The sequence below is a fragment of the Enterobacter kobei genome (assembly GCF_001729765.1).
Classification (GTDB): Bacteria; Pseudomonadota; Gammaproteobacteria; order Enterobacterales; family Enterobacteriaceae; genus Enterobacter; species Enterobacter kobei.
In genome coordinates this window covers 326,772-349,430 of record NZ_CP017181.1, presented here as the reverse complement: position 1 = coordinate 349,430, position 22,659 = coordinate 326,772, and the positions used below count along the sequence as shown (strand labels likewise).

24 protein-coding genes are annotated in these 22,659 nt (G+C 55.1%); 13 read left to right on the top strand and 11 right to left on the bottom strand.

The features are described 5' to 3' along the window. The first annotated feature begins 1 nt into the window (after position 1). A complete protein-coding gene (gene mscM, locus BFV64_RS01670) occupies positions 2 to 3,325 on the top strand; it encodes a miniconductance mechanosensitive channel MscM (protein WP_045134428.1) in 3,324 nt (1,107 codons plus the stop codon). A gap of 36 nt (positions 3,326 to 3,361) precedes the next feature. Here mscM and yjeM read toward each other — a convergent pair whose 3' ends face one another. Together yjeM and epmA are read right to left on the bottom strand one after the other, a co-directional pair. Next, on the bottom strand, positions 3,362 to 4,861 hold the full coding sequence (gene yjeM, locus BFV64_RS01665) for a glutamate/gamma-aminobutyrate family transporter YjeM (protein WP_069601627.1): 1,500 nt from the start codon (positions 4,859 to 4,861) through the stop codon (positions 3,362 to 3,364). 198 nt (positions 4,862 to 5,059) lie between these two features. Further along, a complete protein-coding gene (gene epmA / locus BFV64_RS01660) occupies positions 5,060 to 6,037 on the bottom strand; it encodes an elongation factor P--(R)-beta-lysine ligase (RefSeq protein ID WP_014882216.1) in 978 nt (325 codons plus the stop codon). Positions 6,038 to 6,347: 310 nt separating this feature from the next. Between epmA and frdA the strand changes: the two genes are divergently transcribed. From frdA to frdD, 4 genes are read left to right on the top strand one after another with little or no spacing between them, the layout of a single operon-like run. Then, positions 6,348 to 8,138, top strand: a complete 1,791-nt coding sequence (gene frdA, locus BFV64_RS01655) for a fumarate reductase (quinol) flavoprotein subunit (RefSeq protein WP_014882215.1) — start codon at positions 6,348 to 6,350, stop codon at positions 8,136 to 8,138. Then, positions 8,131 to 8,865 (top strand): fumarate reductase iron-sulfur protein, encoded by a 735-nt coding sequence (frdB, locus tag BFV64_RS01650; protein ID WP_014882214.1) that lies wholly within the window; start codon positions 8,131 to 8,133, stop codon positions 8,863 to 8,865. The genes frdA and frdB overlap by 8 nt, the downstream gene beginning before the upstream one ends. 10 nt (positions 8,866 to 8,875) lie before the next feature. Then, positions 8,876 to 9,271 (top strand): fumarate reductase subunit FrdC, encoded by a 396-nt coding sequence (gene frdC, locus BFV64_RS01645; protein WP_069601626.1) that lies wholly within the window; start codon positions 8,876 to 8,878, stop codon positions 9,269 to 9,271. A 10-nt stretch (positions 9,272 to 9,281) separates the two neighbouring features. After that, positions 9,282 to 9,641, top strand: a complete 360-nt coding sequence (frdD, locus tag BFV64_RS01640) for a fumarate reductase subunit FrdD (protein WP_000609653.1) — start codon at positions 9,282 to 9,284, stop codon at positions 9,639 to 9,641. Positions 9,642 to 9,670: 29 nt separating this feature from the next. On the opposite strand, the gene ampR is transcribed toward frdD, so the two are convergent. Next, positions 9,671 to 10,546, bottom strand: a complete 876-nt coding sequence (ampR, locus tag BFV64_RS01635; RefSeq protein ID WP_069601625.1) for a LysR family transcriptional regulator AmpR — start codon at positions 10,544 to 10,546, stop codon at positions 9,671 to 9,673. 132 nt (positions 10,547 to 10,678) lie between these two features. On the opposite strand from ampR, the gene BFV64_RS01630 reads away from it, so the two are divergent. Together BFV64_RS01630 and BFV64_RS01625 are read left to right on the top strand one after the other, a co-directional pair. Then, positions 10,679 to 11,824, top strand: coding sequence for a cephalosporin-hydrolyzing class C beta-lactamase ACT-143 (locus BFV64_RS01630; protein ID WP_045282250.1), 1,146 nt, complete (start codon positions 10,679 to 10,681; stop codon positions 11,822 to 11,824). Positions 11,825 to 11,922: 98 nt separating this feature from the next. After that, a complete protein-coding gene (locus BFV64_RS01625) occupies positions 11,923 to 12,453 on the top strand; it encodes a lipocalin family protein (RefSeq protein WP_014882210.1) in 531 nt (176 codons plus the stop codon). Here BFV64_RS01625 and sugE read toward each other — a convergent pair. Next, positions 12,450 to 12,767 carry a quaternary ammonium compound efflux SMR transporter SugE gene (gene sugE / locus BFV64_RS01620; protein ID WP_045269679.1) on the bottom strand — a complete coding sequence of 106 codons (318 nt, stop codon included), beginning with the start codon at positions 12,765 to 12,767 and terminating at the stop codon, positions 12,450 to 12,452. The two genes, BFV64_RS01625 and sugE, sit on opposite strands and share 4 nt — an antisense overlap. Before the next feature lie 258 nt (positions 12,768 to 13,025). Here sugE and BFV64_RS01615 point away from each other — a divergent pair, with 258 nt between their 5' ends. Further along, the gene (locus BFV64_RS01615) at positions 13,026 to 13,625 is read left to right on the top strand and encodes a response regulator transcription factor (RefSeq protein ID WP_045134434.1); all 600 of its coding nucleotides are present in this window, start codon (positions 13,026 to 13,028) and stop codon (positions 13,623 to 13,625) included. Positions 13,626 to 13,662: 37 nt separating this feature from the next. Here BFV64_RS01615 and ecnB read toward each other — a convergent pair whose 3' ends face one another. The 3 genes from ecnB to efp all read right to left on the bottom strand — a co-directional run bounded on the left by ecnB (position 13,663) and on the right by efp (position 14,664). Then, a complete protein-coding gene (gene ecnB / locus BFV64_RS01610) occupies positions 13,663 to 13,809 on the bottom strand; it encodes a lipoprotein toxin entericidin B (protein WP_003025482.1) in 147 nt (48 codons plus the stop codon). A 108-nt stretch (positions 13,810 to 13,917) separates the two neighbouring features. Continuing rightward, complete coding sequence (locus BFV64_RS01605; protein WP_013095266.1) at positions 13,918 to 14,049, bottom strand: entericidin A/B family lipoprotein; 132 nt, start codon at positions 14,047 to 14,049, stop codon at positions 13,918 to 13,920. A 48-nt stretch (positions 14,050 to 14,097) separates the two neighbouring features. Continuing rightward, positions 14,098 to 14,664, bottom strand: coding sequence for an elongation factor P (efp, locus tag BFV64_RS01600; protein WP_014882207.1), 567 nt, complete (start codon positions 14,662 to 14,664; stop codon positions 14,098 to 14,100). A 40-nt stretch (positions 14,665 to 14,704) separates the two neighbouring features. Here efp and epmB point away from each other — a divergent pair, with 40 nt between their 5' ends. Next, positions 14,705 to 15,733 (top strand): EF-P beta-lysylation protein EpmB, encoded by a 1,029-nt coding sequence (gene epmB, locus BFV64_RS01595; RefSeq protein ID WP_023338937.1) that lies wholly within the window; start codon positions 14,705 to 14,707, stop codon positions 15,731 to 15,733. Positions 15,734 to 15,798: 65 nt separating this feature from the next. Here epmB and BFV64_RS01590 read toward each other — a convergent pair whose 3' ends face one another. Further along, positions 15,799 to 16,152 carry a DUF4156 domain-containing protein gene (locus BFV64_RS01590; RefSeq protein ID WP_014882205.1) on the bottom strand — a complete coding sequence of 118 codons (354 nt, stop codon included), beginning with the start codon at positions 16,150 to 16,152 and terminating at the stop codon, positions 15,799 to 15,801. A gap of 232 nt (positions 16,153 to 16,384) precedes the next feature. Between BFV64_RS01590 and BFV64_RS01585 the strand changes: the two genes are divergently transcribed. The 3 genes from BFV64_RS01585 to iadA are packed head-to-tail and all read left to right on the top strand — an operon-like array spanning position 16,385 to position 18,666. Continuing rightward, the gene (locus BFV64_RS01585; RefSeq protein WP_045134435.1) at positions 16,385 to 17,050 is read left to right on the top strand and encodes a nucleoside recognition domain-containing protein; all 666 of its coding nucleotides are present in this window, start codon (positions 16,385 to 16,387) and stop codon (positions 17,048 to 17,050) included. Continuing rightward, positions 17,031 to 17,492 (top strand): YjiG family protein, encoded by a 462-nt coding sequence (locus BFV64_RS01580; RefSeq protein WP_014882203.1) that lies wholly within the window; start codon positions 17,031 to 17,033, stop codon positions 17,490 to 17,492. The genes BFV64_RS01585 and BFV64_RS01580 overlap by 20 nt, the downstream gene beginning before the upstream one ends. A 10-nt stretch (positions 17,493 to 17,502) precedes the next feature. After that, the gene (iadA, locus tag BFV64_RS01575; RefSeq protein WP_045134436.1) at positions 17,503 to 18,666 is read left to right on the top strand and encodes a beta-aspartyl-peptidase; all 1,164 of its coding nucleotides are present in this window, start codon (positions 17,503 to 17,505) and stop codon (positions 18,664 to 18,666) included. Between the two features lie 73 nt (positions 18,667 to 18,739). Here iadA and groL read toward each other — a convergent pair whose 3' ends face one another. Both groL and BFV64_RS01565 read right to left on the bottom strand, forming a co-directional pair. Further along, positions 18,740 to 20,383, bottom strand: a complete 1,644-nt coding sequence (groL, locus tag BFV64_RS01570) for a chaperonin GroEL (RefSeq protein WP_014882201.1) — start codon at positions 20,381 to 20,383, stop codon at positions 18,740 to 18,742. Between the two features lie 31 nt (positions 20,384 to 20,414). Next, positions 20,415 to 20,708: a co-chaperone GroES gene (locus BFV64_RS01565; RefSeq protein WP_003855929.1), complete on the bottom strand. Its 294-nt coding sequence runs from the start codon at positions 20,706 to 20,708 to the stop codon at positions 20,415 to 20,417. 179 nt (positions 20,709 to 20,887) lie between these two features. On the opposite strand from BFV64_RS01565, the gene yjeH reads away from it, so the two are divergent. After that, positions 20,888 to 22,135, top strand: a complete 1,248-nt coding sequence (gene yjeH / locus BFV64_RS01560) for an L-methionine/branched-chain amino acid transporter (RefSeq protein WP_023331835.1) — start codon at positions 20,888 to 20,890, stop codon at positions 22,133 to 22,135. Positions 22,136 to 22,159: 24 nt separating this feature from the next. On the opposite strand, the gene BFV64_RS01555 is transcribed toward yjeH, so the two are convergent. Further along, the gene (locus tag BFV64_RS01555; protein ID WP_014882199.1) at positions 22,160 to 22,624 is read right to left on the bottom strand and encodes an FxsA family protein; all 465 of its coding nucleotides are present in this window, start codon (positions 22,622 to 22,624) and stop codon (positions 22,160 to 22,162) included. Positions 22,625 to 22,659: the final 35 nt, after the last annotated feature.

Sequence of the window (22,659 nt, the reverse complement as noted above, 5' to 3'; positions counted from 1 at the left end):
CGTGCGCCCGATTATCGTTCTACTGATGGCCTGGTGCCTCAGCATGGGGGCGTACGCAGCGACAGCCCCCGACGCCAAACAGATAAGTCAGGAACTGGAGCAGGCAAAAGCGGCCAAACCCGCTCAGCCAGAGACCGTCGAGTCGCTTCAGTCCGCACTGAACGCGCTTGAAGAGCGGAAAGGCTCTCTTGAGCGCGCTCAGCAATATCAGCAAGTTATCGACAACTTCCCCAAACTCTCGCAAACATTGCGCGCGCAGCTGGCGAATCTGCGTGATGAGCCGCGCGATGTGCCAGCCAACATGACCACGGACGCCCTGAATCAGGAAATCCTGCAGGTCAGCAGCCAGCTTCTGGAGAAGAGCCGTCTGGCTCAGCAGGAGCAAGAGCGTGCACGTGAAATTGCCGACTCCCTCAGCCAGCTCCCGCAGCAGCAAACCGACGCCCGTCGCCAGCTTAATGAAGTTGAGCGCCGCGTGGGTACGCAAACTGGCAACACGCCGCAGGCGCAGGCACAAAATCTTGGCCTGCAGGCGGAATCGGCGCGTCTGAAAGCCCTGGTAGATGAACTGGAACTGGCGCAGCTGTCCGCCAATAACCGCCAGGAGTTGTCGCGGATGCGCTCGGAACTCGCACAAAAGCAGAGCGAGCAGCTGGATGCGTATCTTCAGGCCCTGCGTAATCAGCTTAATAGCCAGCGCCAGCGCGAGGCCGAACGTGCTCTCGAAAGCACCGAACTGCTGGCGGAAAACAGTGCCAACCTGCCAGCGGACATCGTCGATCAGTTTAAGGTCAACCGTGAGCTTTCTGCCGCACTGAATCAGCAGGCGCAGCGTATGGATCTGGTTGCCTCACAGCAACGTCAGGCGACCAATCAAACCCTGCAGGTGCGTCAGGCGCTCAACACCCTGCGCGAACAGTCCCAGTGGCTTGGGTCATCAAACCTGCTGGGCGAGGCGCTGCGTGCCCAGGTTGCGCGTCTGCCGGAAATGCCGAAGCCGCAGCAGCTGGATACCGAGATGGCCCAGCTACGCGTTCAGCGACTGCATTTTGAGGATCTCCTCAATAAGCAGCCGCAAATTCGCCAAATCCGTCAGGCGGATGGCCAGCCCCTGACCAGCGAGCAAAACCGGATTCTGGAAGCTCAGCTGCGTACCCAGCGTGAACTGCTGAACTCCCTGCTGCAGGGCGGCGATACGCTGATTCTGGAGCTGACTAAGCTCAAGGTTTCCAACAGCCAGCTGGAAGATGCGCTGAAAGAGGTCAACGAGGCAACGCACCGTTATCTTTTCTGGACATCCGACGTGCGTCCAATGACCTTCTCATGGCCGATCGAGATCGTGCAGGATTTGCGCCGTCTGATTTCGCTGGACACCGTCAGCCAACTGGGACAGGCCAGCGTGATGATGCTGACCAGCAAAGAGACCATCTTCCCGCTGCTGGGCGCGTTGATTCTGGTGGGATTCAGCATTTACTCACGCAGGCATTTTACCCGTTTCCTGGAGCGTTCCAGCGCACGGGTGGGGAAAGTCACTCAGGACCATTTCTGGCTGACGCTGCGCACCGTGTTTTGGTCGATACTTGTCGCCTCTCCGCTGCCGGTGCTGTGGATGACGCTCGGGTACGGGCTACGGGAAGCCTGGCCCTATCCACTCGCCGTTGCCATTGGCGATGGCGTGACCGCCACGGTACCGCTGCTGTGGGTCGTGATGATCTGCGCCACCCTCGCGCGGCCAAATGGCCTTTTCATTGCCCACTTTGGCTGGCCACGTAACCGCGTTGCGCGCGCCATGCGCTACTACCTGATGAGCATCGGGCTGATTGTGCCGCTGATTATGGCGCTGATCATGTTTGATAATCTCGATGACCGCGAGTTCTCAGGCTCGCTGGGCCGCCTCTGCTTTATGCTGATATGCGGTGCGCTAGCCATTGTCACGCTCAGCCTGAAACGTGCAGGGATACCGCTCTATCTGGATAAATCCGGTAGCGGCGACAACATGTTTAACCGACTGCTCTGGAACCTGCTGCTCAGTGCCCCTCTGATTGCAATGCTGGCCGCAGCAGTGGGATATCTGGCTACCTCGAAGGCGCTACTGGCGCGGCTGGAAACCTCGGTGGCGATCTGGTTCCTGCTTCTGGTGGTGTATCACGTTATACGCCGCGGAATGCTGATCCAGCGCCGTCGTCTGGCCTTCGACCGCGCCAAGCATCGCCGGGCGGAGATCCTCGCTCAACGTGCGCGAGGTGAGGAAGAGTCAAACCATGTTAATAGCACTGAAGGCACGATAGACGCGGACGAGGTCGAACTGGATCTGGATGCCATCAGTACCCAGTCCCTGCGGCTGGTGCGTTCCATCCTGATGCTGGTAGCCCTCCTGTCGGTAATCTTCCTGTGGTCGGAAATTCATTCCGCATTTGGCTTCCTGGAGAATATCTCTCTGTGGGATGTGACGTCCACGGTGCAGGGCGTGGAAAGCCTGGAGCCAATTACCCTGGGCGCGGTGCTGATTGCCATTCTGGTGCTGATCATCACCACCCAACTGGTGCGTAACTTCCCGGCACTGCTCGAGCTGGCGCTCTTGCAGCATCTGGATTTAACCCCCGGCACGGGATATGCGATTACCACCATCACCAAATACCTGATATTGCTTTTTGGTGGGATGGTCGGTTTCTCAATGATTGGTATCGAGTGGTCTAAACTGCAGTGGCTGGTCGCCGCGCTGACGTTTGGCCTGGGTTTTGGCATGCAGGAGATTTTCGCCAACTTTGTGTCCGGCCTGATCATCCTGTTTGAAAAACCGATTCGTATAGGCGATACGGTGACGATTCGCGATCTCACCGGTAGCGTAACGAAGATCAACACTCGCGCCACCACAATCAGTGACTGGGACCGTAAAGAGATCATCGTGCCTAACAAGGCGTTTATCACCGAGCAGTTTATCAACTGGTCGTTGTCAGACTCCGTCACGCGTGTGGTGTTGACAGTGCCGGCACCGTCGGATGCTAACAGTGAAGAAGTCACGCAGATCCTCTATACCGCTGCCGAACGCTGCACGCTGGTGCTCGATAACCCTGCACCGGAAGTGTTCCTAGTCGATTTACAACAGGGGATCCAGATTTTCGAGCTGCGTATCTACGCCGCCGAAATGGGGCACCGAATGCCGCTTCGCCACGAGATCCACCAGCTGATTCTGGCGGGCTTCCGCGAGCACGGAATTGATATGCCGTTCCCACCGTTCCAGATGCGTCTGGAAAGTATGGACGGACGAAAGATGGGTAAAACCCTAACCTCGGCGGCAAGAACCCGCCCGGCAGGAAGTTTGTAACTGTCTCCCCTCCCTTTCGGGAGGGGTATTTTAGCGCTATGCCACTTCCGTGACGAACGCCTGCGAGCGTCGACGGTAATTCTCGTAAATCCCCATCGCCAGCAGCGAGAAGAAGATCGGTCCACCAACCATCCACAACGCGCTGTTCCAGTCATTCGCCTCAACCACGGGCTGTATAACGGTAAAGATGTTGGCAAACGCCACGACCAGCACCACTACCGTGGTCGCCAGCAGCGTTGCCGCGCGGGTTTTGAAGATCACAAACGGACGCTCAAGATCCTGCTTCGCTTTGAAGAACGGGAACGCCAGGGTCAGGAACAGGTAGGGCAGCGTCATCGACACGTTCGCCATCAGGGTCAGCTTGTTGTAAAACGCAGACGCCGTATCGCCACCAAAAGACACCAGCAGGATGAACATGCAGACCAGCAGACACTGCATCCACATAGCGTTAGCTGGCATTCCTGCGGTGTTCAACTGCGTCATGCGTGCTGGCCACAGCGCTTTAGGCGTACCCTGAATGATCGCTTTCAGCGGCGAGTAGATTAGCGTGAAGAATGCGCCGGTATAGGCGAGGAACATCGACAGGCCGGTGATACGCGCAAACCAGACTCCCATTACCGATGCCGCCTCGGGGCTCAGGTTCATCGCCTGCCCCAGGGTCATCCCCAGGCTTTTCATTAGCACATAGGTAATGTTACCGAGGTTAGTGGTGTTATTGCTCAACACCTGTTGCCAGTTGGTGCTGACGCCCCAGAGGAAAATGGCCAGTGAATAGCCGATGGAAATCACGATAGCGGCAAAAATAATCCCTTTGGCGAAGTTCTTTTCCGGGTTCTCGGTCTTGTCGACCAGCCCGCCTACCGCTTCAATACCACCGTAAGCGAAGATGGCAAACACCACAAAGGAGAGCATAGCCAGCCCGGACTGATAACCCGGATTAGGGGATGAAACAAAATTGACCTCCTGCGCAAAATGCCCGCCGTTCAGGCACAGAATAGCGATACTCACCAGCAGCAGCACCAGGTTCAGACACATCACTGAAATACCACCAACCGCGGTGATACGGGCAATTTTGTTGATACCTTTCGACGCCACCAGCGTGACCATCACCATCCAGAAGACCGCCAGAATACCGACGACCTGCGTGGAGCTCAGCCCTGCCAGAGACCAGACCTGCGTTTTATCCGTACCAAAAAGAAACGTGGAGAACGGCACCCAGACTTTGGCCGCCGTGCTGACCATCCACACGACGTAGGATGAAAACCACATAAACATCCCGATAAACGCGTAACGCGGGCCGATACTGTTGTTCATCCACGAATAGATACCGCCCTCTTCTTTTCGGTAAGCCGAGCCCATCTCCGCCATCATCAGCGCAAACGGGATAAAGAAGAACAGAGCAGAAACGATATAAAACGGCGTCGCGCTATAGCCCATCAGATAGAAAGCCGACGGGCTGTTAGCAAAGCCAAAAACTGACGTAAAAATCATCAGTATGAGCCCGGTAAGGGTCATTTTTTTGAGTGAGTGGGACATATAACCATCCGAAGAGGAATTAAACTGCGCGGATGGTAGCAGATGACCAGACAAATATTGTGGCTATACGAGGCAATTTAAGAAAAAGACCCGTGTACACAGAAAATGGCAGTTTTTAATGTTGCCATGACGAAATGGAAAGGATAATTGCCACCAGAAGCGTAGGCCGGGTAAGCGATAGCGCCACCCGGCAATTCTTTACGCGCGATCGACCGTAAAGGCAATCACATCGCCCAGTTGCTCTGCGCCAAGGGCCAGCATTACCAGACGGTCAACACCCAGCGCTACGCCTGAGCAGTCCGGCAGACCGGCTTTTAACGCTTCCAGCAGGTTGTTATCAATTGGCTGCTGCGGCAGACCACGCGCGCCGCGCTTGCGGTTATCCTGCTCAAAACGCTGCTGCTGTTCACGCGCGTCGGTCAGTTCGTGGAAACCGTTCGCCAGCTCAATGCCTTTGTAATAGACCTCAAAACGCTCCGCCACGCGGTGATCTTCGGTGCTGATCTGCGCCAGTGACGCCTGGCTTGCCGGGAAATGGTAAACGAAGGTCGGGCGATCTTTGCCAATCAGCGGTTCAACGCCAAAAGTGAACAGCAGTTGCAGCAACGTGTCGCGATCCTCTTCGGTATCCGCCACGTTGCTCAGATCCAGTTTTGCCGCCACTTCGCGCAGCTGGGCCTTGTCCGCCGACAGCGGATCGATTTCCAGATGGCGCTGGAAAGCCTGCTGATAAGAGAGCGTTTCTGCTTCTGAACACTCCAGTACCTGCTGCAGCAGATCGTCCACCTCATTCATCAGGCGGTACATATCATAATGCGGGCGGTACCACTCCAGCATGGTGAATTCCGGGTTATGGTGACGACCCATTTCTTCATTTCGGAAACTGCGGCACAGCTGATACACCGGACCACACCCCGCCGCCAGCAGGCGTTTCATGTGGTATTCCGGGCTGGTCATCAGATACAGATTCATGCCCTGAGAGTGGCCAGGACCAACAAAACGGGTTTCAAACGGGACCAGATGAATATCCGTCACCGTTGCCTGACTCATGCACGGGGTTTCCACCTCCAGGACACCGCGGTCGGCAAAGAAACGGCGGATCTCCGTCATAATTGCAGCGCGTTTTAACAGATTTGGGATGGATGCGCTCGGCTGCCAGGTGGCCGTTTCGCTCATGAGTTTTTCTCCGATTTCAGACAAGGGCACGAAGTCTACTCGTTAGCAGGGACAGAGACAAATTTTGCGCAGTAAAAAAGCGCATTTCATTTAGGTTGATTATTTCGTGACGTAATTCATCAATCACCATGATAAATCACCGCACAGAACAGCAAAAAAATCGAACACGTCAAATTTCCCTGACATCTACACGGTTATACTCTTTTACCCATAAAGGAGCAGTGGAAACGCTTTCGCAATCGTCCCTTTGGACGGGTGAACTACCTTTAGTTTGTCGCGTTGCGAAATAACAAAAATCTGGAGGAATGTCGTGCAAACTTTTCAAGCCGATCTTGCCGTAATTGGCGCTGGCGGGGCTGGATTACGTGCTGCGATTGCTGCAGCGCAGGCTAATCCAAACGCTAAAATCGCACTGATTTCAAAAGTCTATCCGATGCGCAGCCACACTGTTGCCGCAGAAGGAGGGTCCGCCGCCGTTGCGCAGGATCATGACAGCTTTGAATACCATTTCCACGACACGGTTGCAGGGGGCGACTGGCTTTGCGAACAGGATGTCGTTGACTACTTTGTCCATCATTGTCCAACGGAGATGACCCAGCTTGAGCAGTGGGGATGTCCGTGGAGCCGCCGTCCGGACGGCAGCGTCAACGTCCGCCGCTTCGGCGGAATGAAGATTGAACGCACCTGGTTCGCCGCCGATAAGACCGGCTTCCACATGTTGCATACCCTGTTCCAGACCTCCCTTCAGTTCCCACAAATTCAGCGCTTTGATGAACATTTCGTCCTCGATATCCTGGTTGATGACGGGCATGCGCGCGGCCTGGTGGCAATGAACATGATGGAAGGCACGCTCGTTCAGATCCGCGCTAACGCGGTGGTGATGGCAACGGGCGGCGCGGGACGCGTGTACCGCTATAACACCAACGGCGGCATCGTTACCGGTGACGGCATGGGCATGGCGCTCAGCCACGGCGTGCCGCTGCGTGATATGGAGTTTGTGCAGTATCACCCAACCGGTCTGCCAGGGTCCGGCATTTTGATGACGGAAGGCTGCCGCGGTGAAGGCGGTATTCTGGTCAACAAAAACGGCTACCGCTATCTGCAGGATTACGGTATGGGTCCGGAAACGCCGCTTGGCGAGCCGAAGAACAAATACATGGAACTCGGCCCGCGCGACAAAGTTTCTCAGGCCTTCTGGCACGAGTGGCGCAAAGGCAACACCATCTCAACGCCGCGCGGCGACGTGGTTTACCTTGACCTGCGTCACCTGGGCGAGAAGAAACTGCTGGAACGTCTGCCGTTTATCTGTGAGCTGGCGAAAGCCTATGTGGGCGTCGACCCGGTGAAAGAGCCGATTCCGGTTCGCCCAACTGCACACTACACCATGGGCGGTATCGAAACCGATCAGCAGTGCGAAACCCGTATTCAGGGCCTGTTTGCGGTGGGCGAATGTTCCTCTGTGGGTCTGCACGGCGCCAACCGTCTGGGATCTAACTCGCTGGCAGAGCTGGTGGTCTTTGGCCGCATGGCGGGCGAACGCGCAATGGAGCGTGCCGCAACCGCAGGCGAAGCTAACGGTGCCGCGCTGGATGCGCAGGTCGCAGACGTTGAAAAACGCCTGAAAGACCTGGTGAACCAGGAAGGTAACGAGAACTGGTCGAAGATCCGCGATGAAATGGGTCTGTCGATGGAAGAAGGCTGCGGTATCTACCGTACCCCTGAGCTGATGCAGAAAACCGTCGACAAGCTGGCGGAGCTGCAGGAGCGCTTCAAGCGCGTGCGCATCACCGACACCTCCAGCGTCTTCAATACCGACCTGCTCTATACCATTGAGCTGGGCCACGGCCTGAACGTCGCGGAATGTATGGCGCACTCTGCGCTGGCGCGTAAAGAGTCGCGTGGGGCGCACCAGCGTCTGGACGAAGGCTGCACCGAACGTGACGACGTCAATTTCCTGAAACACACTCTCGCCTGGCGCGATGCGGATGGCACAACGCGCCTGGACTACAGCGACGTGAAAATCACCACGCTGCCGCCGGCTAAACGCGTGTACGGCGCAGAAGCAGAAGCCGCCGAGAAGAAGGAGAAGGCGAATGGCTGAGATGCAAAAACTGAAAGTTGAAGTGGTGCGCTACAATCCGGAAGTGGATACCGCCCCCCACAGCGCTTTCTATGAAGTGCCTTATGACGAGCAAACCTCCCTGCTGGATGCGCTCGGCTATATCAAAGATAACCTGGCACCGGACCTGAGCTACCGCTGGTCCTGCCGCATGGCAATCTGCGGCTCCTGCGGCATGATGGTCAACAAAGTGCCGAAGCTGGCATGCAAAACCTTCCTGCGCGATTACACCAAAGGCATCAAGGTTGAAGCATTGGGTAATTTCCCAATCGAGCGCGATCTGGTGGTCGATATGACGCACTTTATCGAAAGTCTGGAAGCGATTAAGCCGTACATCATTGGCAACCCGCGTACCCCGGATCAGGGACCCAATACCCAGACACCAGCGCAGATGGCGAAATACCATCAGTTCTCCGGCTGCATCAACTGCGGCCTGTGCTATGCCGCTTGTCCCCAGTTTGGCCTGAACCCTGAGTTCATCGGCCCGGCCGCCATTACCCTGGCGCACCGCTATAACGAAGACAGCCGCGACCACGGTAAAAAAGAACGCATGGCGCAGCTTAACAGCCAGAACGGCGTCTGGACCTGTACCTTTGTGGGTTATTGCTCCGAAGTTTGTCCGAAGCATGTCGACCCGGCCGCCGCAATTCAGCAGGGTAAAGTGGAAAGCTCGAAAGACTTTCTTATCGCTACCCTGAAACCACGCTAAGGAGTGCATGATGACGACTAAACGCAAAGCCTATGTACGGCCAGTGCCGTCCACCTGGTGGAATAACCTGCCGTTTTATCGCTTCTACATGCTGCGTGAAGGCACGGCGGTACCGGCGGTCTGGTTCAGCCTTGAGCTGATGTATGGCGTTTTTGCCCTCAAGCACGGGCCGGAAACCTGGGCGAACTTTGTCGGTTTCCTGCAAAACCCCATCATCGTAATTCTGAACCTGATCGTGCTCGCGGCAGCGCTGCTTCATACCAAAACCTGGTTTGAACTGGCGCCAAAAGCGGCAAACATCATCGTAAAAGGCGAGAAAATGGGGCCAGAGCCGGTGATTAAAGGGCTATGGGGAGTGACGATCCTGGTCACTGTGGTCATTCTGTTTGTCGCACTGTTCTGGTAAGGAGACGACTGTGATTAATCCAAATCCAAAACGTTCAGACGAGCCGGTCTTCTGGGGCCTGTTTGGCGCAGGCGGCATGTGGAGCGCCATCATCGCGCCGGTGATCATTCTGCTGGTCGGGATTATGCTGCCGCTGGGGTTATTCCCAGGCGATGCGCTGAGCTACGAACGCGTGCTGGCGTTTGCGAGCAGCTTTATTGGTCGGGTATTCATCTTCCTGATGATCGTCCTGCCGCTGTGGTGTGGCCTGCACCGTATTCACCATGCGATGCATGACCTGAAAATCCATGTACCAAGCGGTAAATGGGTATTCTATGGTCTGGCGACCATCCTGACCGTGGTGACGCTGATTGCCGTGGTCACTATCTGATACATCTGGCCCGCCCTCCGGCGGGCCTTTTATTTCTGCATTTTTCCCACCAGCCATTGAGCAAACTCATGCATTGCGGGGGTTTCAGCCCTCGACTGTAATCGCGTGAGCCAGTAACTCCCCAGGTCAATCCGGGTGGCAAACGGCTGCACGATACGCTCGCTATTGAGCAGATGGGTAAACATATCCACAGGTGCTATGGCGATGCCCACACCTGCCTGCGCGGCTTCCAGCATGGTCACGGACGAATCAAAGACCATCACCCGATGCGTGGGTGACGGGGGATGTTCACCTGCCGCCTGCATCCACGCCGACCATTCGTCGCGTCGGTAGGAGCGCAGCAGGGTAAACTTCAGAATGTCGGCCGGAGACTGGAGCCCGAGAGCAATATCGGGTGAGCAAAGCGGGGACAGCGGTGCAGAACACAGGAACTGCGCTTCAGTGCCGTGCCACGCCCCGCCACCGTAGCGAATCGTATAATCCAGCCCTTCCGCCGCGGGATCGACGCGGTTGTTATGGGTCGAAAGATGAAGATCGATATGCGGATAGCAGCGACGAAAGTCCGCGAGCTGCGAGAATAAAACACCGGTAGCAAAGGTGCCGACCACACCCACTTTTAGCTTCTCCTGGGCGCGATGACAGGCAAAGCGATCCAGCATTCCGGCGATCCGATCGAATGAATCATTCAACACCGGCAGCAAGTTTTCACCTTCCGTGGTCAGCATCAGCCCGCGCGAAACGCGGACAAACAGCTGACAATTCAGATGCTGCTCCAGCGCTTTAACGTGCTGGCTGATAGCAGAGTGGGTCACGTTCAGCTCTATCGCAGCATGCGTAAAACTGAGGTGTCTGGCGGCAGCTTCGAAAGCGCGAAGCGAATTAAGCGGGAGATAGCTGCGGGTCATCATTACATCCGTTAGAAAAATTAACAGCTAATGCTAAATTTAACCGTTTGTCAGCCACAGTCAAATCCAACAGACTACTGAGGTCTGACGGGCCCGGACACTCCCTTGAACCGCTATTACGGAAGATAACTGATGAAGACAAAATCCCTTTGCTGTGCCCTGCTGCTCAGCACCTCCTGCTCTGTTCTCGCCGCGCCGATGTCAGAGAAACAGCTGTCTGACGTGGTGGAACGTACCGTTACCCCCCTGATGAAAGCGCAAGCCATTCCGGGCATGGCGGTGGCGGTGATTTATCAGGGTCAGCCGCACTACTTTACCTTCGGAAAGGCCGATGTTACGGCGAACAAACCTGTCACCCCGCAAACCCTGTTTGAGCTGGGCTCTATAAGTAAAACCTTCACCGGCGTATTAGGTGGCGATGCGATTGCGCGCGGAGAAATATCGCTGGGCGACCCCGTGACAAAGTACTGGCCCGAGCTAACAGGCAAGCAGTGGCAGGGTATTCGCATGTTGGATCTGGCGACCTACACCGCGGGTGGCCTGCCGCTACAGGTGCCGGATGAGGTCACGGATAACACCTCCCTGCTGCGTTTCTATCAACACTGGCAACCGCAGTGGAAACCAGGCACAACGCGTCTTTATGCGAACGCCAGCATCGGGCTTTTTGGCGCCCTCGCGGTTAAACCCTCCGGTATGAACTTTGAACAGGCCATGACGAAGCGGGTCTTCAAGCCACTCAAACTGGACCATACATGGATTAACGTTCCGAAAGAAGAAGAGGCGCATTACGCCTGGGGATACCGTGATGGTAAAGCAATCCACGTTTCACCGGGAATGCTGGATGCCGAAGCGTATGGTGTCAAAACCAACATCCAGGATATGGCGAGCTGGCTGAAGGCCAACATGAACCCTGACGCCCTTTCGGATTCAACGTTGAAACAGGGTATTGCCCTGGCACAGTCTCGCTACTGGCGCGTGGGTGCCATGTATCAGGGTCTGGGCTGGGAGATGCTCAACTGGCCGGTAGAAGCCAAAACCGTCGTGGAGGGCAGCGATAACAAGGTGGCTCTTGCACCGTTACTGGTGGCAGAAGTGAACCCTCCAGCTCCGCCAGTAAAAGCATCATGGGTACATAAAACAGGCTCGACGGGTGGATTCGGCAGCTATGTCGCATTTATTCCTGAAAAGGAACTCGGCATTGTTATGCTGGCGAACAAGAGCTACCCGAACCCGGCGCGCGTGGAAGCGGCATACCGTATTCTGAGCGCTCTGCAGTAAAACCTTGCCGGGTGGTGCTAACGCCCACCCGGCCTGCAAAATTCCCGCATTTTCCCTGCTGTCATCTACACTTAACAAAAAACAGTAAGGAAACTCCTATGCGCATTCTGCCTGTTATCGCCGCGGTGACAGCCGCGTTTTTAGTGGTTGCCTGCAGTTCCCCTACCCCACCTCCTGGTGTCACTGTCGTCACGCCTTTTGACGCACAACGCTTTCTCGGAACATGGTATGAAATCGCCCGCCTCGACCATCGGTTTGAACAGGGTTTAGAGAAGGTGACTGCACATTACAGCACGATGGAGGATGGGGGTATTCAGGTTATCAACCGGGGCTATAACCCCGATCGGCAGATGTGGCAGCAGTCTGTCGGGAAAGCATACTTCACCGGCGACCCGCGACGGGCCGCGCTCAAAGTCTCTTTCATTGGCCCCTTCTATGGCGGCTATAACGTGATAGCGCTCGACAGAGAGTACCGTCACGCACTGGTCTGCGGGCCGGATCGCAACTATCTGTGGATTCTTTCCCGCACGCCAACCATTTCGTCGGAGATGAAACAGCAGATGCTGGATGTCGCGACCCGGCAAGGGTTTGATGTGTCGAAACTCATCTGGGTTAAACAGCCCCACTAATGGGTGCTGAGCTTCAGTCCAATGATACCGGCCACAATCAGGGCGAGGCTGACGATACGCGCCAGGCTCGCTGACTCACCCAGCAACAGAATGCCGGTAATTGCAGCCCCCACGGCACCAATCCCCGTCCAGACAGCATAGGCTGTTCCCACGGGCAGGGAACGCATCGCCCATGAGAGCAGAACAATACTCACAATCATCGCAGAAACGGTAATGACGCTGGGCGTCAGGCGGGTAAAACCGTGGGTGTACTTAAGACCAATCGCCCATACCACTTCGAGCAGGCCGGCAATAAAAAGAATAATCCAGGACATCTCAGGCTCCTTAACTTAAATAAGTTGGGGCCGTCCCCGATGAAGAAAGCGCTTACGGGTCGTCCCGCAAGGCAGATAACGCCTCATATTTTGGTTAACGTGCGATTTTTTTTCAATCATTTTCTGCTGACCCCCTTAAGGCCAGAAATAGCCGCAGTAAGGCGCGCAGTTCAGGCATTTATTACTCATCGGACTTCTCTATGATGATGTGCTTTCTGATGGCAGGAAGCCAAACCACTAGCCGACTGCGAATAAAATATGTTCAAAATACTTTTGATTGACCGTTGTCACTTTACCCGCGCGGGGTTTGAAGCATGGCTCAATCATTCCGGTTTATTCCCGGGACATTACGTTGTGACCGGGCTGAACAATCTTTTCCTCGCCAGAGAGCATATTCTGCAATGGAAACCCTCACTGGTTATCGCTGACCTGCATGGTTTCAGGCAGGATACTCCCCATTTTCAGCAATTCTCTTCCTTACTGAATGCCAGCGAAAAACTCCCCTTTATTATGTTGCAATCGGGAGAGGACAGAGACATGACGGCCTGGCTGGAGAACTTCCCGGTCTGGTCTTCACTCATGAAAAATGCCCGTCTTGAGGAACTCGCCACGGTTATTAATGACGCGTTAATTTCGGGCTCAGACACGCACAGACCAACAGTGGCCACGCCGTTGCTGACCCGCCAGGAGGAGAAAGTGCTGACAATGTGGATGGACGGCGCAAGCAATCAAAAAATTGCCGCTCACCTGAGTATCAATGGGAAAACGGTATATACCTACAAGCGAAATATCCGCATGAAGCTGCATATGGACACGCGCTTTTCCCCGTTTTTATCTCCGCAGGGTACAGAAAACTGACGGTACGAAACCCTTCTGGTTCCGTACCGTTAATTAATTACTGCTGTGCTTTTGTTGCCGCACCAGAGATTGCACTACCACCTTCAGAAATATCCTGACCAACGCCACGCGTGGTATTACAGGCAGTTAATACTGAAGAAAGTACCAGGACTGAAAAGATCGCTGCAATTGTCTTCTTAACCATAATATCTTCCTTTTATAGCCAAAGTTGTTTTGTGTATAGCAACTTAAGAATAGACAAGATCCCGCCGATTGACGGACAAGGAAGCATTTTTCGGAAAATTAGACGAGCTTAGCTGGCCGCGTGAGAAATGATATGCCCAAGATCCTGGATATCTTCCCCCATGCCGCGCGTGGTGTTACAGCCGGAAAGCAATGCACTGGAGAGCGCTAACAGAAGCAGAATTTTAACGGTACGTTTCATCATCCCTGCCTGCAAAAATCAGGCGCAGCGGGCGCTGCGCCCTGACTATTACTTCACGCGTGATACGTATTCGCCGGAGCGGGTATCCACTTTGATCACTTCGCCAGTCTGTACGAACAGTGGCACTTTAACCACAGCACCGGTAGACAGCGTCGCTGGTTTACCGCCAGTACCGGCAGTGTCACCTTTCAGACCTGGATCGGTTTCAACGATTTCCAGCTCAACAAAGTTTGGTGGAGTAACAGCGATAGGCTGACCGTTCCACAGGGTCACGATGCACTCAGCCTGATCCAGCAGCCATTTTTCGCTATCGCCAATTGCTTTTGCGTCAGCAGACAGCTGCTCGAAGGTTTCGTTGTTCATGAAGTGCCAGAACTCACCGTCGTTGTACAGGTAAGTCAGGTTCATATCCACAACATCTGCGCCTTCAGCGGAGTCGGTAGACTTGAAAGTTTTCTCAACGCGGGTACCGGTCAGCAGGCGGCGCAGCTTAACGCGTGCGAATGCCTGGCCTTTACCCGGTTTAACGAATTCGCTGGCTTCAACCGCGTACGGTTCGCCGTCCATCATGATTTTAAGACCAGCACGAAAATCGTTGCTATAGTACGTTGCCATAAGGCCCTCTAAATTTGTTAACTGGTAGCTAAGCCACAAAATGGCGCATATTGTAACCCTAAACACCCCGTCCAGAGAAGATTGGTTATCGCAACTTGCCGATGTAATCACCAGTCCTGATGAATTGCTGCGTCTTTTAGACCTCGATCAGCACCCAGAGTTGCTTGCGGGCCGCGAGGCAAAGCGCCTTTTCGCCCTGCGCGTTCCACGCGCGTTTGTTGCGCGCATGGAGAAAGGCAATCCTGACGATCCGCTTTTAAAACAAACCATTACCTTGCAGGATGAGTTCATTACTGCACCGGGGTACAGCACCGATCCCCTGGAAGAGCAGAACAGTGTGGTACCGGGTTTACTGCATAAGTATCTCAACCGCGCCCTGCTGCTGGTCAAAGGCGGCTGCGCGGTAAATTGCCGTTATTGCTTCCGTCGGCACTTCCCTTACGCCGAAAACCAGGGAAATAAGCGCAACTGGCAGGTCGCGCTGGACTATATCGCTGCCCATTCAGAGCTGGATGAGATTATTTTTTCCGGCGGTGACCCGCTGATGGCAAAAGATCATGAGCTGGACTGGCTATTAACCCAGCTTGAGGCCATCCCGCACATCAAACGTCTGCGTATTCACAGCCGTTTACCGATTGTCATTCCGGCACGCATTACTGACGGACTGGTGTCGCGCCTGGCGCAATCCCGCTTGCAGGTGCTGCTGGTGAACCATATTAACCACGCGAATGAAATTGACGATGCATTTCGCGCGGCGATGGCGCGCCTGCGTAAAGTGGGGGTCACGCTACTAAACCAGAGCGTGCTGCTGCGTGGGGTAAATGATAGCGCCCGCGTGCTGGCCGACCTCAGCAACGCCCTGTTTGATGCGGGTGTCTTGCCCTATTACCTGCATGTGCTGGACCGCGTGCAGGGTGCGGCGCACTTCATGGTGACCGATGAAGAAGCCCGACAGATTATGCGCGAGCTGTTAACGCTGGTTTCAGGTTATATGGTACCCAAGCTGGCGCGCGAAATTGGCGGAGAGCCAAGTAAGACGCCGCTGGATTTGCAGCTGCGGCAGCACTAAAAGGCAGGTGGCGCTACGCTTACCTGCCCTACAGGGTCCGGGCGCAGCGCCATCACCGCGTTAACTCAGTTCGGGCACTTGTAGACCTGGCCGCTCATCTGGCTGGCGGTTGGCACGAAGCTGGAGAGCATTCCCTGCGTTGGGCTACTCACGCCGTAAATCACATTGCCGCCCATCGCCGCAGCCTGGTTACGCAGGGCATTCGCCGCACCGCGCATAGAGCCGCCCTCTTCACCATGCTGTCCCGACATCCAGTTGCTTTGCTCGCCCGTGGCCGTGCCTAACAGCTGGCATTCGCTACCCGGCTTATCTTCCACAAAGCGAACACCCTGGCCCGCCGCCGACAGCTCATTGCTGGAGCTACAACCCGCCAGCAGCAATGCTGCCCCTACAATCCCTGCACAGACTTTTACGCGCATGTTATTCCTCGTTTTCAATAAGCTGGACAGTAGTTGTCCGTGTCTAAATCTTATACCTAAAAGATGACCAAAAGAAAAATGCCGAGCATTTCTGCGAGCCAGATTCCGCCAGGCACTCCTCCGACATCTTAAATGAATTCTGATAATAGCCTTTGGGATATCGTGTTTTAGCCCTCGATCGTATGTAGTGGTGCGACGTACAACTTTTGTACGCAATGAAAAAGGGGGTTTCATGAGTGCATCATCCTCAGGAGAGGAAAAAGTGACATGGGTAGGCTATCTGGCGTTTGTACTCACCATCGTATTTTTCTCCGGTTTTTTCGCCAAAAGTACTGAATGGTGGCGCGTGCTGGACTTTACCGTCTTAAACGGTAGCTTTGGACCGGTCAACGGCGCCCTGACGTTTCGCGGCACGGGCGGAACGGGGGCGAAAGACGGTTTTTTATTTGCCCTTGAACTGGCGCCCTCGGTCATTTTATCGCTCGGGATCATTGCCGTCACCGAAGGCCTGGGCGGACTGCGTGCCGCACAACAGCTGATGACGCCTATTTTGCGTCCGCTGCTTGGCGTGCCGGGGATCTGCTCTCTGGCCCTTATCGCCAACCTGCAAAACACCGATGCGGCGGCAGGTATGACCAAAGAGCTGACCGACGACGGAGCAATTACCGACCATGAACGCGCCATTTTCGCTACCTTCCAGACCAGCGGAAGCGCCATTATTACCAACTATTTTTCTTCCGGCGCCGCGCTTTTCACGTTTATTACCGTCCCGGTGATCGCGCCGCTGGCCGTCATTCTGGTATTCAAATTTGTTGGCGCTAACTTCCTGCGACTGTGGATCGCCCGTATGGAAGATCATCGTATTCAGGAGGAAAATAATGATCGCCCAGCCGCGTAAAAATATCATGGACATGTTTATTGATGGTGCCCGTCGCGGCTTTACCATCGCGACCACCAGCCTGCTGCCAAACGTGGTCATGGCATTTGTCATTATTCAGGCACTGAAGGTGACGGGCCTGCTGGATATCGTGGGCAATGTTTGCGAGCCCGTCATGGCGCTCTGGGGGCTTCCGGGCGCGGCGGCAACGGTCCTTCTGGCCTCGGTGATGAGTATGGGCGGCGGCGTGGGGGTCTGCGCCAGTCTGGTCGCCGCCGGCTCACTCAACGGTCACGATGCCACCATCCTGCTGCCCGCCATCTATTTGATGGGCAATCCGGTGCAAAATACTGGCCGCTGCCTGGGTACCGCAGGCGTGAATCCGAAATATTACCCGCACATTATTACGGTTTGCGTCATTAACGCTCTGCTCTCAATGTGGGTGATGCAGCTACTCTTCTGAGGAGATAAAAATGGATTTTTCAGTGCTGGAACCCCATCTTTTCCGCAACGCACATCTCTACGCCCCGGAGGATCGGGGACATTGCGATCTGCTGATCGCTGGGGGAAAAATTGTTGCGTGCGAAAAAGCGGGGCATGCAACAACGCGGATGGCGTGTCCTGAAACCGATCTCGCCGGAGCGGTGATTTGCCCGGGATTTATCGATCAGCACGTGCATCTCATCGGTGGCGGCGGTGAAGCGGGGCCCCACACCCGCACGCCGGAGGTGCGGCTGTCTGCGCTGGTAGCAGCAGGTATCACCTCCGTGGTTGGCCTGCTGGGCACCGACGGCGTCACCCGACACCCTGAATCACTGCTGGCAAAAACACGAGCGCTTGAGCATGAAGGGATCAGCGCGTGGATGCTGACGGGCGCGTACGGACTGCCTTCTCCGACGATTACCGGCAGTATTGAAAAAGATGTGGCGCTGATCGACAAAATCATTGGTGTGAAATGCGCGATTTCCGATCATCGCTCTTCCGCGCCAGCGGACGATCGGCTCGCCAGCATGGCCGCCCAGTCACGCGTCGGCGGGCTATTGGGTGCCAAAGCGGGTATCTCCGTTTTTCACCTCGGCAACAGCCCGAAGCTGCTGGAGCCGCTCCTTAACATTCTGAATAACGCCGACGTTCCCCGCACGAAGCTGCTGCCAACCCACGTTAACCGCGGCGAGGCGCTTTTCCTCGCCGCGCTAAACTATGCTCGCGAAGGGGGTTATATCGATATCACCACCAGCATCAGCGAACCCATTGATGCCGCCACCGCCATTGCGACAGCCCGCGAAGCGCAGGTGCCGTTTAACCGTCTCACGCTCAGCTCGGACGGTAACGGTAGCCAGCCGAATTTTGACGCAAATGGCAACCTGGTAGGCATTGGCGTGGCAGGATTCGAATCCCTTCCGGAAACCCTACAGCAGTTGGTCAGCCGCTATCACCTGCCGCTGGAGGAGGCGCTTCTGCCATTTACGCGTAATGTGGCGGAGTTTCTCGGGCTGGAGCATAAAGGACGGATCGCGCCCGGATGCGATGCCGATTTCCTGGTGTTGACGGACGATCTAAAAATCCACGAGGTCTGGGCGAAAGGCCGCCAGATGGTGCGCGAAGGTGTTGTGTGCGTGAAAGGCACCTTTGAGTAGCAGCTGGACAGGCAATAAAAAACCCCGGGCATCGCTGCCCGGGGTTCGTTCTGAGAGGTTCAGAACAACATGATTACATCATGCCGCCCATACCACCCATGCCGCCCATACCAGCAGCACCTAAGTCAGGCGCGTCGCCTTTAGGCATATCAGTAACCATGCACTCGGTAGTGATCATCAGGCCAGCTACAGATGCCGCATACTGCAGAGCAGAACGGGTAACTTTAGTTGGGTCCAGAATACCGAAGTCGATCATGTTGCCGTATTCTTCAGTTGCCGCGTTGTAACCGTAGTTACCTTCGCCCGCTTTCACGTTGTTCGCAACCACAGATGGCTCTTCACCGGCGTTAGAAACGATCTGACGCAGAGGCGCTTCCATTGCGCGCAGCGCAACTTTGATACCCACGTTCTGGTCTTCGTTCTGTGCAGTCAGGCCAGCCAGTTTAGCGGCAACACGCACCAGCGCAACGCCACCACCAGCAACCACGCCTTCTTCTACCGCAGCACGGGTCGCGTGCAGGGCATCGTCAACGCGCGCTTTTTTCTCTTTCATTTCAACTTCGGTCGCAGCACCGACTTTGATAACGGCGACACCGCCTGCCAGTTTCGCTACGCGCTCCTGCAGTTTTTCACGGTCGTAATCAGAGGTTGCTTCTTCGATCTGCTTACGGATCTGACCAACACGGCCCTGAATAGCGGCTTCTTCACCCACACCGTCGATGATGGTGGTGGTGTCTTTGTTGATCACAACGCGTTTTGCCTGGCCCAGGTCTTCCAGGGTCGCTTTTTCCAGCTCCATACCGATCTCTTCAGAGATAACGGTACCGCCAGTCAGGGTAGCGATATCCTGCAGCATCGCTTTACGACGATCGCCGAAGCCAGGTGCTTTAACCGCAGCCACTTTCACGATGCCACGCATGGTGTTAACCACCAGGGTCGCCAGCGCTTCGCCTTCAACGTCTTCAGCGATGATAACCAGCGGTTTGCCTGCTTTCGCAACGGCTTCCAGCACTGGCAGCATTTCGCGGATGTTGGAGATTTTCTTGTCAGCCAGCAGGATGAACGGGCTTTCCAGCTCAACAGCGCCAGTCTCTGGCTTGTTGATGAAGTATGGGGACAGGTAGCCGCGGTCGAACTGCATACCTTCAACCACGTCCAGTTCGTCTTCCAGACCGGTACCGTCTTCAACGGTGATAACGCCTTCTTTACCGACTTTGTCCATCGCTTCAGCGATCAGTTTACCTACGGTTTCGTCGGAGTTAGCGGAGATGGTACCTACCTGAGCAATGGCTTTGGAGTCAGAGCACGGTACGGACAGCGCTTTCAGCTCTTCAACAGCGGAAGCGACAGCTTTGTCGATACCACGTTTCAGATCCATTGGGTTCATGCCCGCAGCAACGGCTTTCAGACCTTCAGTGATGATAGCCTGCGCCAGTACGGTCGCGGTGGTGGTACCGTCACCTGCAGCATCGTTCGCTTTAGAGGCAACTTCTTTCACCATCTGAGCACCCATGTTTTCGAACTTGTCTTCCAGTTCGATTTCACGTGCTACAGAAACACCATCTTTGGTGATGGTTGGCGCGCCGAAGGATTTATCCAGCACTACGTTACGGCCTTTCGGGCCCAGGGTCACTTTAACTGCATCGGCCAGTACGTTTACGCCGCGGAGCATTTTTACACGAGCGTCGTTACCGAATTTTACGTCTTTAGCTGCCATGTTCTTATTTCCTCAAATTCTCGTGCGTAAATTACGCTTCAACAATTGCCAGAATGTCGCTCTCGGACATGATCAACACTTCTTCATTGTCGATCTTCTCGGATTTCACGCCGTAGCCATCGTTGAAAATTACGATGTCACCAACTTTAACGTCCAGCGGCTGCACAGTTCCGTTTTCTAGGATGCGGCCCTTACCGACAGCGATGATTTCGCCACGCGTTGATTTGGCTGCAGCAGAACCGGTCAGAACGATGCCGCCAGCAGACTTGGTTTCAACTTCTTTACGTTTGACGATCACACGATCATGTAACGGACGAATACTCATTGATAGCTCTCCTTTGAGAAAGTCATTATCAGTTATGGATGACGCCGGCCCGCATGCGGTTTTCCGACTAGTGCCCTGAGAGATGGGGATAGCTTTTTCCCCCTTCAAGGGGGAGTTGAAAAAAAATTTTGCGAAAGTGTTACCATCCCCTCTCTTTTGGTATTGGCAGGACGATGTCAATGAGTGGACTTAAACAGGAGTTGGGACTGGCGCAGGGCGTTGGCCTGCTCTCAACCTCCTTGTTAGGTACGGGCGTATTTGCCGTACCCGCACTGGCGGCGCTGGTAGCAGGCAATAACAGCCTGTGGGCGTGGCCGGTGCTGATTGTGCTGGTGTTTCCGATAGCCATTGTGTTTGCCATCCTCGGGCGGCACTTCCCTGACGCAGGCGGTGTGGCGCACTTTGTCGGGCTGGCGTTTGGCCCGCGACTGAAGCGTGTTACCGGCTGGCTGTTTCTCTCGGTGATCCCGGTGGGTCTTCCTGCGGCATTGCATATTGCAACCGGCTTTGGACAGGCGCTGTTTGGCTGGCATAACGAGCAGCTCCTGCTGGCTGAACTGGGTACGCTGGCCATCGTCTGGTGGGTGGGCTCACGCGGCGCCAGCTCAAGTGCAAACCTGCAGACGCTGGTTGCGGTACTGATTGTTGCGCTCGTTGCGGCTGTCTGGTGGGCGGGCAATATCACAATTAAGGACATTCCCTTCCCGGCAGCGACAAACATTGACCATTCACAGCTTTTCGCAGCCCTTGCCGTTATGTTCTGGTGTTTTGTGGGTCTCGAAGCGTTCGCCCATCTGGCCTCTGAATTTAAGCAGCCTGAGCGCGATTTTCCGCGCGCGCTGATGATTGGCCTGCTGCTGGCAGGAACAGTTTACTGGGCCTGCACCGTGCTGGTATTGCACTTCAACGCATTCGGTGCGGATAAAGCGGCTGCCGCGTCACTGCCGGGCATAGTGGTACACCTGTTTGGCGTAAAAGCGCTGTGGGTCGCATGTATGATTGGCTATCTCGCCTGTTTTGCCAGCCTGAATATTTATATCCAGAGCTTTGCCCGTCTGGTGTGGTCGCAGGCGCTTTATAATCCTGAAAGCCGTCTTGCGCAGTTGTCCAAACGTCAACTTCCGGTGAATGCACTGAATACCGTGCTGGGCTGCTGCGTGTTGAGTACGCTGGGTATTTACGTACTGAAAATCAATCTGGATGCCCTGATCGTCTACGCCAACGGCATTTTCATTATGATCTATCTGCTGTGCATGCTGGCGGGCTGTCGTCTGCTGGAAGGCCGTTATAAAGCACTGGCGGTCGTCGGGGGTGTGCTTTGCCTGCTGTTGCTGGCAATGGTGGGATGGAAGAGTGTGTATGCCATCGTCATGCTGGCAGGGCTGTGGCTGTTTTTACCGAAGCGGCAAAATCCTCAGGCCCGGTGAGCGATGCGCCACCGGGCATAAAAATCACCGATCGTCTTTGTGGTCTAAACGGTCGTGCTGTTCATCCTTACGCTGATACTCCCCTTCAAACGTATCGCCCGGGCCCGTACTGAAGCCACCACCCGGCATACGGCTAAAACGCAGATGCGGCAGCAGCTTCATGGTCAGGTGTTTTTGCACTGGCGGCAGAAGCAGCAAAAGGCCGAGGAAGTCGGTAAAGAAGCCAGGCAGAATAAGCAGCAGACCCGCGATAATCAGCGACACGCTTTTGATCATCTCTTCTGCCGGGCTTTCGCCTGCAGCCATCTTCTGCTGCATTATCAGGAAATTTTTGAAACCCTGGTTACGCACCAGCGACATGCCGATGACGGAGGTGAAAATCACCAGAACCAGCGTCAGCAGGACGCCCAGTACATGGGCAACCTGGATAAAAATGGAAATCTCAATGTAAACATAGAGAAAGAAAGCAATAAATGGTATCCAGCGCACTGGCATCTCCTGTAGGGCAGGTGCCGTCAGGCCCC

Excerpts from the sequence above, each read along its gene's own strand:
- epmB (WP_023338937.1), top strand. The coding sequence starts at position 14,705 with ATGGCGCATATTGTAACCCTAAACACCCCGTCCAGAGAAGATTGGTTA.
- BFV64_RS01625 (WP_014882210.1), top strand. The coding sequence starts at position 11,923 with ATGCGCATTCTGCCTGTTATCGCCGCGGTGACAGCCGCGTTTTTAGTG.
- sugE (WP_045269679.1), bottom strand. The coding sequence starts at position 12,767 with ATGTCCTGGATTATTCTTTTTATTGCCGGCCTGCTCGAAGTGGTATGG.
- yjeH (WP_023331835.1), top strand. The coding sequence starts at position 20,888 with ATGAGTGGACTTAAACAGGAGTTGGGACTGGCGCAGGGCGTTGGCCTG.
- frdB (WP_014882214.1), top strand. The coding sequence starts at position 8,131 with ATGGCTGAGATGCAAAAACTGAAAGTTGAAGTGGTGCGCTACAATCCG.
- BFV64_RS01585 (WP_045134435.1), top strand. The coding sequence starts at position 16,385 with ATGAGTGCATCATCCTCAGGAGAGGAAAAAGTGACATGGGTAGGCTAT.
- ampR (WP_069601625.1), bottom strand. The coding sequence starts at position 10,546 with ATGACCCGCAGCTATCTCCCGCTTAATTCGCTTCGCGCTTTCGAAGCT.
- efp (WP_014882207.1), bottom strand. The coding sequence starts at position 14,664 with ATGGCAACGTACTATAGCAACGATTTTCGTGCTGGTCTTAAAATCATG.
- groL (WP_014882201.1), bottom strand. The coding sequence starts at position 20,383 with ATGGCAGCTAAAGACGTAAAATTCGGTAACGACGCTCGTGTAAAAATG.
- frdC (WP_069601626.1), top strand. The coding sequence starts at position 8,876 with ATGACGACTAAACGCAAAGCCTATGTACGGCCAGTGCCGTCCACCTGG.
- epmA (WP_014882216.1), bottom strand. The coding sequence starts at position 6,037 with ATGAGCGAAACGGCCACCTGGCAGCCGAGCGCATCCATCCCAAATCTG.
- ecnB (WP_003025482.1), bottom strand. The coding sequence starts at position 13,809 with ATGGTTAAGAAGACAATTGCAGCGATCTTTTCAGTCCTGGTACTTTCT.
- yjeM (WP_069601627.1), bottom strand. The coding sequence starts at position 4,861 with ATGTCCCACTCACTCAAAAAAATGACCCTTACCGGGCTCATACTGATG.
- BFV64_RS01630 (WP_045282250.1), top strand. The coding sequence starts at position 10,679 with ATGAAGACAAAATCCCTTTGCTGTGCCCTGCTGCTCAGCACCTCCTGC.
- BFV64_RS01590 (WP_014882205.1), bottom strand. The coding sequence starts at position 16,152 with ATGCGCGTAAAAGTCTGTGCAGGGATTGTAGGGGCAGCATTGCTGCTG.
- BFV64_RS01580 (WP_014882203.1), top strand. The coding sequence starts at position 17,031 with ATGATCGCCCAGCCGCGTAAAAATATCATGGACATGTTTATTGATGGT.
- BFV64_RS01615 (WP_045134434.1), top strand. The coding sequence starts at position 13,026 with ATGTTCAAAATACTTTTGATTGACCGTTGTCACTTTACCCGCGCGGGG.
- BFV64_RS01605 (WP_013095266.1), bottom strand. The coding sequence starts at position 14,049 with ATGAAACGTACCGTTAAAATTCTGCTTCTGTTAGCGCTCTCCAGTGCA.
- BFV64_RS01565 (WP_003855929.1), bottom strand. The coding sequence starts at position 20,708 with ATGAGTATTCGTCCGTTACATGATCGTGTGATCGTCAAACGTAAAGAA.
- iadA (WP_045134436.1), top strand. The coding sequence starts at position 17,503 with ATGGATTTTTCAGTGCTGGAACCCCATCTTTTCCGCAACGCACATCTC.